General features: G+C 62.8%; 8 protein-coding genes. 1 reads left to right on the top strand and 7 read right to left on the bottom strand.

The features are described from left to right. Positions 1-24: 24 nt before the first annotated feature. The 6 genes from ade to OCH239_RS20610 all read right to left on the bottom strand — a co-directional run bounded on the left by ade (position 25) and on the right by OCH239_RS20610 (position 6,264). Positions 25-1,719, bottom strand: coding sequence for an adenine deaminase (gene ade / locus OCH239_RS20635; protein ID WP_037267197.1), 1,695 nt, complete (start codon positions 1,717-1,719; stop codon positions 25-27). A gap of 385 nt (positions 1,720-2,104) precedes the next feature. Further along, positions 2,105-2,833: a gamma-glutamyl-gamma-aminobutyrate hydrolase family protein gene (locus tag OCH239_RS20630; protein WP_037267196.1), complete on the bottom strand. Its 729-nt coding sequence runs from the start codon at positions 2,831-2,833 to the stop codon at positions 2,105-2,107. Next, the gene (locus OCH239_RS20625) at positions 2,830-3,780 is read right to left on the bottom strand and encodes an amidoligase family protein (RefSeq protein WP_037267194.1); all 951 of its coding nucleotides are present in this window, start codon (positions 3,778-3,780) and stop codon (positions 2,830-2,832) included. Before OCH239_RS20625 ends, OCH239_RS20630 begins: the two co-directional genes overlap by 4 nt. A 4-nt stretch (positions 3,781-3,784) precedes the next feature. After that, entirely contained in the window at positions 3,785-5,512 is a 1,728-nt protein-coding gene (locus OCH239_RS20620) for a sensor histidine kinase (protein WP_037267193.1), read from the bottom strand. A 3-nt stretch (positions 5,513-5,515) separates the two neighbouring features. Next, positions 5,516-6,073, bottom strand: coding sequence for an RNA polymerase sigma factor (locus OCH239_RS20615; protein WP_037267191.1), 558 nt, complete (start codon positions 6,071-6,073; stop codon positions 5,516-5,518). Continuing rightward, positions 6,073-6,264 carry a NepR family anti-sigma factor gene (locus tag OCH239_RS20610; protein ID WP_037267190.1) on the bottom strand — a complete coding sequence of 64 codons (192 nt, stop codon included), beginning with the start codon at positions 6,262-6,264 and terminating at the stop codon, positions 6,073-6,075. The genes OCH239_RS20615 and OCH239_RS20610 overlap by 1 nt, the downstream gene beginning before the upstream one ends. Positions 6,265-6,367: 103 nt before the next feature. Here OCH239_RS20610 and OCH239_RS20605 point away from each other — a divergent pair, with 103 nt between their 5' ends. Further along, a complete protein-coding gene (locus OCH239_RS20605; protein WP_037267188.1) occupies positions 6,368-7,168 on the top strand; it encodes a response regulator in 801 nt (266 codons plus the stop codon). Between the two features lie 301 nt (positions 7,169-7,469). Here the strand turns inward: OCH239_RS20605 and OCH239_RS23410 are convergent. Beyond that, a partial coding sequence (locus tag OCH239_RS23410; RefSeq protein ID WP_211242042.1) for a hypothetical protein occupies positions 7,470-7,699 on the bottom strand: 230 nt, incomplete at its 5' end.

The raw sequence follows: 7,699 nt of genomic DNA, 5'->3' as shown, positions 1-7,699 counted from the left end.
GCGAGACGATCCCGGCCCGTTTCGTCAGGTGATGATCTCGAAACGCGTGACGTCCACCATGCCGCGGTCCGTGATCTTGAGCGCCGGGATGACGGGAAGTGCCAGAAAGGCGAGTTGCAGAAAAGGCTCGTGCAGCGTGACGCCGAGTGCTTTCGCGGCGGTCCGCAGGTCCGTCAGGCGGTCGCGCACCTCCTCGAAAGGGGCAAGCGACATCAGTCCGGCGACGGGAAGCGGCAGCTCTGCGGTGACTGCTCCACCCTGCGCGACGACGAACCCTCCCTCGATTTCGGACAAACGGGACACGGCGGCGGCAAGGTCGCTGTAGTCCATGCCGACCGCGACGATGTTATGGTGATCATGGCAAACGGTCGCGGCAATGGCGCCCTCTTTCATTCCAAAGCCCCGAACGAAACCGGTCGCGATATTGGCGTTCAAGCCGTGTCGCTCCACCACGGCGATCCGGGCGAGATCCCGGTCCGGATCAGGTCGCTTGTCGCCGTCCTCGATGGGAACCGTCTCGTGCAGGTGATCCGTGAGAATCTGCCCCTCGCGGATCCCGATGACATCGGTCTCTTCGCGGTTGCCGGTGGTGCGGAAATTCTGCGGCGTGATGCGCGGGGCCTTCACCGAGTTGCGGCCCACCGGCTCGAGCGGCTCGCGGGCGGCGAAGGCGCTTTCGTCGACGATCTGCCCCCCCGCCACGACCATCTTGACGTCGCATGCCTCGAGCGAGCCGATTGCCACGATGTCCGCCCGGTAGCCCGGCGCGATGAGACCCCGATCCTTAAGGCCGAAGGCTTCGGCCGCCGACAGCGATGCGGCGCGATAGGATGCCAGCGGCTCCGTACCGAGCGCGATCAACGTCCGGATCATGTAATCGAGATGCCCTTGCTCGGCGATGTCGAGCGGGTTCCGGTCGTCGGTGCACAGGCACATATACGGAGCGGTGCGCTCGGTCAGCACAGGCGCGAGAGCGTAAAGGTCCTTCGACACCGACCCTTCGCGGATCAACACGCGCATACCCTTGCGCAACTTCTCGAGGGCCTCTTCCGCACTGGTCGCCTCGTGTTCTGTCCGGATGCCTGCCGCGCAATAGGCGTTGAGGTCGGTTCCCGACAGCAGCGGGCAATGGCCGTCGACGTGTTCGCCCTCGAAGAGACGCAGCTTTTCCATGGCGCCGGGGTCGCGGTGGATCACGGCCGGATAGTTCATGAATTCGGCAAGGCCGATGCCCGAAGCATGGCCGCGGAGCGCAGAGAGATCGGTCGCGGACAGCTCTGCCCCCGCCGTTTCCATATGCGTCGAGGGAACGCAGGACGAGAGCTGGACCCGCAGATCCATCAGGGTGCGCTCGGAGGCCCTCTGGAAGTAACGGATACCCTCGGCACCGATCACGTTGGCGATCTCGTGCGGATCGCAGATCGCGGTGGTGACGCCGCGCGGGGTGACGCAGCGGTCGAATTCGAGCGGCGTGACGAGGGAGGATTCTACATGGAGGTGTGTATCGATGAATCCGGGAACGAGGATCAGGTCCGCCACGTCGACGACCCGCCTGCCCTCGTAATCCGCACATGTCCCGACGATGCGATCCCCCGCGATCGCGACATCGCCCTTCAGAAGCCCCCCGGTGACGAGGTCGAGCACTCGACCGCCGCGCAGGACGATGTCCGCGGGCTCCTCTCCGCGGGCGATGGCGATGCGTGTCTCGAGATCTGTCATTTTCGGCTCCGGTACTGCTCGTGTGGCTAGAGAACCTCAGCGGCAGGCGCGATGAAAGCCGAATTCGCATAAAGGAAAGGGGCCACCCGAGGGCCGCCCCTTTCCGGTGCAGGTCAGTGCGACCGACCGTCCCGGGCCAGGGAGGACGTGGGCCGATCGTTGTGTACCTGCATGTGATGGTCTCGCTCAGTCCGCCCTGTCACTGCGTAGATCAAGACGGCAATCATTGAGAGAGCGCCCAGCCCTATGATGAAAACATCCATGGACATTCGCTCGTTTCCTCACATCGTTTGGGGTCATAACCATCGGCGACCGAGACCGGTTCCCCCGACGTGAAGAATTCTGCCGTATCGGGTAATCCGGAGACCGGTCCGGCACCGAAAGACTATCCTCCCGAAGCGGCGAGCCTCGCTTCGGCTTCGGCGGCGTCGAGTTGTCTTTCGCTCCGACGGGCTGCTTTGGCAGCTTCGATCAGCGCGCGGAAGATGCGGCGATGTGCCCGGCGATAGAACAGGTGTTCGGGATGCCACTGCACCCCCAAGGCGAAGGGATCACGGGTCCGCTCGATGGCTTGGATCATGCCACCCTCGTCGCGCGCGGCTACCTGCAGACCTGACCCGAGCCGTTTGACCGCCTGCGTGTGGAGCGCGTTCACCCGCAGGCAGGGGACGTTGATGGTGCGCGCCAGCAGGCTGTCCTCGGTCACGTCGACGCGCTTCTTCGGCAGGATCGTCTTCATGTACCGCGAGTGGTATACTTCATAGGCTTCCTGATGGAGATCGCCGCCCAGCACCACATTCAGCATCTGAGCGCCTCGGCAGATGCCGAGAACCGGAAGGTTCCGGTCGAACGCCTCGCGGATCAAACGCGACTCGAGCTCGTCGCGCGACGGGTCGAGACGCACGCCGAGGCGGACCTCGCCGCCATAAAGGGTCGGAGCAATGTCGTCGCCGCCCCCGATGACGACCGCGTCCACGGATGTAAGATCCACCTCGCGACCGGCCCGCCATTTGATGGCGCGTCCGCCCGCCAAGCGGATGTTGAGCCACATCAGCGGGAAGATGCGCCACCCTGAGGCGCGTGAGACGGTTACACCGACGACCGGACGCGTCATGCGAAGGACCCTACCCGTTCGGACACTCGGCGTGTCCAGTCGCCGCGCATGGTCCTGTAGCTCGCCCGGTGGATCTTCCATTCGCGCTCCAGCTCCCGCAGGAGACCGGAATCTTCTGCCAGATCCTCGATGCGGACCCAGCGGTTCCATTCGAGGGCGAGTGACCAGTCCGGCTCGTCGATCCGGCAATCGGGAAGGCGGTAGTGAAAGGTCGGTCGCGGCGAGACCGAGGAGATGTCCATCTTCGCCGCGACGCGATCCTTGTCGAGATGCGCGAAGACACAAAGCATGTCGAGACCGTGGTTTCGGGAGGCCGAGCGTTCGAGATAAAGGTCGATGAGGTCGCCGACGCCGTGCAGTCCGCCTGCGGCGAGGCCGTCGAGCAGCGTGCGGGGATAGGGATCGACGAAAGGCAGCATCCGCCGCGACAGGTCGAGCCCCATGTCTCGGCGCAGGCTGTCTTCGCAGAAGGCGAACATCGCAAGCACCGGCAGAATGTCGGACAGCTCGTCGGACACGATCTCGGGGTTGAAATGCACACCGAAGCCCGCGGTGATACCTGATGCGGTGCCCGTCGCCCCCTGCCGCTGCAACGTGAGAAGGGTACGGTCGAGCTCTACGATCTTCTCGGGAAGGATCGGAGAGGTCACGATCTCCACAGGAACCACCGTGCGGGCGAGATCGTGCAGACTTTCCTCGAAGCGCGTTCCCGGCTTCGACAAGAGCGCCGTGTCGAGGTAGATCTGCACGTCCCCGAGCTCGGATCCTTTCACGACGAGGCCCTTCTCCTCACCTTGCTCGACGCTTCCGCCGCATTCGGTCGAGACGATCTTGGCGACCTCACTCTCGGGCAAGCCGCCGAACTCGATCTCGACTCCGACGCGTCGGGGCCTGCCGCCCGCGGTCTCGGCGCGGGGCAAGGGGCGAAGCTCGGGGACATGTGCCATGGGCTCAGTAATCCACCACTTCCGGCTTGAAATCGGAGAGGCTGAAGAGGACCCGGACCCTGTAGCGTCCGTCGCAGATCCCCTGGTCGAGCGTGCCGCCGAGCTGGGTCGCAAAGGCCTGGATCAGACGGTTGCCCAAGCCATTACGCCCGACTTCCTTCACGTCGCGCCCGTCCTCGCTCGCGCTGTTGGTGATCTCGAGCACCACGTTCCGGTCCGCCTCGCGTTTGAGGTCGACATGCATGCGGTAGATCCCGTCCGGATCGGGCGTCATGTACTTTCCGGCATTCGTCAGCGCCTCGGCGGTCAGGAGCGACATCGGCACGGCCTGATCGGGATAGACCTGAATCTCGGCAAGGCTCTTGGTCACTTCGAGGCTGACATTGGATTCGCGGGAGACGATGTTCATCTGACTGATGAGGTCGGACAGCAGGTCGGCGGCGTTCACGTGGCTGAGATCGCCGCTCTGGTAGAGGTTGCGGTGGATCGTGGCGAGGCCCCGGATGCGGTCCTGAAGGCGCTGGAGCACAATCTTGGTCTCTGGCGACTCGCTTTGCCGGATCTGCATGTTCATGATGGAGGAGATCAGCTGGAGGTTGTTCTTCACCCGGTGGTGCACTTCCTTCAGGAGGATCGTCTTCTCCCGCAAGGTGTTCTCGAGCTGCGCCTCGTCCTGCATGATGGAATCGGCCATATGCAGGAAGTCGTTCTCCATGTCGCGCAACTCGAGCGCCATGTCCTGCGCCGAACTCTGCGCCGGCACACGCCTGTCGCGCGCAAAGCTGCGCATTTGGTAGCGCAGCGTGCGAATGTGGCGGATGACAAGCCGGTTCACCGCGAGGTACGCCACAATGACACTTGCCGCCCACATGATGAGCGGCAGCGAACGGGCGAAGCCGGATGTTCCGAGGGTGGTCGCGGCGGAGCTGTCCTCCGGCCAGACCGACAATGCGTAGACGAGATCCGGCACGACGGGGGCGAGAGCGTAGATGCGTTCCTCGCCGTCCGCTCCGCGTGCGAGGAAGCTCTGTTCTTCGGCTCCTGCCAGCGTCGCAAGATCTATGTCTGCCGGCAAACGTTGTCGGGCGGCTTCGAGTCCGTGCTGGGTGCTGAGCACCTGCCCCATCCGGTTGAACGTGACGAGGTCGGTATATTCAGTCTGACCGGGATTGCGCGGGCGAATGAACTCGACCGGGATCGAGATGCTGACATGACCCTGGTGGACACCGTCGACTTCGAAAGGCTCTGAGACCACGACCACCGGCCCGGGACTGATCGAGGGGTTGTCGATCCGCGTGACAGCCGGGAAAGGTTCCTGAACGGCAGCTAGAAGCTGGGGAAAGTCGTTGAGATCTGCGGCGCGGCTGGACGAGCCACATTTCACCTGGCCACTCTTCAGCAGCACCCCGATATAGGTATAATTCTGGCTGCTCCGCCGAAAGTCCGCGAGGAAGTTGTCGCACGCTTCGGGATCGGTCGCGACGATGCTGGTCGTCGAACCGATGGCCTGCGCCGCCCCAAGCGCGCGCAGAACGTTTCGGCGCTCTGAGGTCGCGGCATTCTCGGTGATCCCGGTTACGCTGAGCTGCGACCGGGCCCGCGTCTCTTCCTCAAGTTGCGTGGTCTGCCAATAGGCAACGAGACCCAGAGGCACCAGCGCAATGGTCAGAAAGCCGATAATTCGGGCGCCGAGCCCGCTGGGGACCGGCCTCGGACCAGGCGCGCCGAGCATGCCTCACCCCGCTGCGGACGAACGATTGCCCGCGACGACCGCCATTGTGGCACTGTCTGTCATCTCGAGCGCTTCGTCCTCGGTCAGATGCATAAGTTGCGCCAGTCTGGCGCGGGCACGGTTCGTGCGGCTCTTGATCGTGCCGACCGCGACGCCGCACATATCAGCGGCCTCCTCGTAGGAAAAACCGGACGCACCGACAAGGACCAGCGCCTCGCGCTGTTCGTCGTTGAGTTCGGCAAAGGCGCGGCGAAAGTCTGAAAGCTGAAGGCGTCCGTCATGGGCCGGCTTCTCGGAAAGGCCTTCCGTCATCAGACCGTCAGCATCGGACACTTCCCGGCCCGCCTTGCGACGGTTGGAGTAGTAGGTATTGCGAAGGATGGTGAACAGCCATGCACGCATGTTCGTGCCCGGCTCGAAGGTATGGATCTTCGTCCATGCCTTCACCAGGCTGTCTTGCACCATATCGTCAGCAAGCGCCGAATTTCGCGTCAGCGAAAGGGCGAAGGCCCGCATTGCCGGAAGGTGCTCAACGATTTCGTCGCGCGGATCGCCAGCCATCACGACGTCTCATCGCGGTTTTGTGCCTCGGCATATCCCTGCCCATGCTCCTGCTGCTCCTGCTCGCGCAGCTGAGCCAACAGGTTGGTGAACCTGTCAGGCACTTCTTCATTGAGCATGTCCTGATAAACACGCTTTAGGTTATCGTCTATCACTTGCGCCTGCTTTGTATTGTCCCGGGTCTCAGCCATATTTTCCCTTACGCGCAAATCCCCATCGCACTCATCACGTAGCTCGGAACCAACAGTACCAACATGCGTTGGGTTCCAGAAAAAGTTTTAAAGGGACGTCACGATGACACAGGCCGACCTGAGCAGCGAAATTGGCGCCGCTCTTCCTTACCTCCGCCGCTACGCGCGCGCCCTTACCGGCGCACAGACCACCGGCGACAAGTACGCGGCCGCCACTCTCGAAGCGGTGCTTGCGGACAGAACGATGGTCGCCGAAGCAAGTTCCGGTAAGGCAGGTCTTTTCCAGGTTTTCCACGGAATCTGGGTTACCACGGGGGCACCGGTCACCGACGAGGACAGCGGACCGCGCGCAGCTGCGCAGCGTCACCTCGCCAAACTCACCACCAACAGTCGCGAAGCGCTGCTGCTCCACACGATCGAGGAATTCAGCGCCTCCGAAGTGGGCGAGATCATGCAGATCGGCGCGGACGAGGCTGAGACGCTGATCGAAACCGCGCGCAACGAGATGGCTGACGGCATGTCTGGCCGGGTCCTCATCATCGAGGACGAGGCAATCATCGCCATGGATCTCGAGAGCATCGTCGCAGATCTCGGCCATCGTGTGACCGGCGTCGCACGCACTCGCGAGGGCGCGGTGAAGCTCGCCGGTCAGGAAACCCCGGACCTGATCCTCGCGGACATTCAGCTTGCGGACAATTCCTCGGGGGTGGACGCGGTCAACGACATTCTTCGCGAGCTTGGCGAGCGCCCGGTCATCTTCATCACCGCTTTCCCTGAGCGTCTGTTGACCGGCGACAAGCCGGAACCGGCGTTCCTGATCTCCAAGCCCTACTCCGAGGAACAAGTCCGGTCAGCGATCAGTCAGGCAATGTTCTTCTCGTCCACTGAGACGCTTCGCGCCTGATACAGGCGGCAAGCCCAATCACTTGAGCCGGCGGCCATCGCGGTCGCCGGCTTTTTCGTGCGGGCGGCGTCACCACAGTAATGTTGGTCGCCTGCGAGGTGTGCCTACATTGCGCGGCCGGGGCGCGAAGCCGCTTCACGGCTGCACGACCCTCTTCCCCGAGGGGCGAGTCATGCTTGGAACCGGGCGGGGATCGGCGTGCGTCACTGATCGACATCCTGGGCCGCCCGACGGAAGGATCGTGCGGTGGTCGTTAACTATTTGCGATTCATTGACTTAAGCTGCTGCCGGTCAAACCCCTTTACTCCCTGGGCTCCTCAGCTAGAAAACTTTTTACAGAAAACAGCAATATTTTCGGTAACTTATTTATTTGTTTTCCAGATTGAGTATGATCTCCGCAAATCGCGCGTCTTGGAGGGATGCGGGATGATGGGAGGAGGATCACATGACCGAACTGCCGAAGACATTCAGCCCGAGCGATGCCGTGACCAAGGCCGCCCACGTTGACGCTGGGCGTTACGAAGAGATGTA

This window comes from Roseivivax halodurans JCM 10272 (assembly GCF_000521785.1).
Taxonomy (GTDB): Bacteria; Pseudomonadota; Alphaproteobacteria; order Rhodobacterales; family Rhodobacteraceae; genus Roseivivax; species Roseivivax halodurans.
Note: the sequence above shows the minus strand (reverse complement) of the source record. Positions and strands in the feature narration are given on the sequence as shown.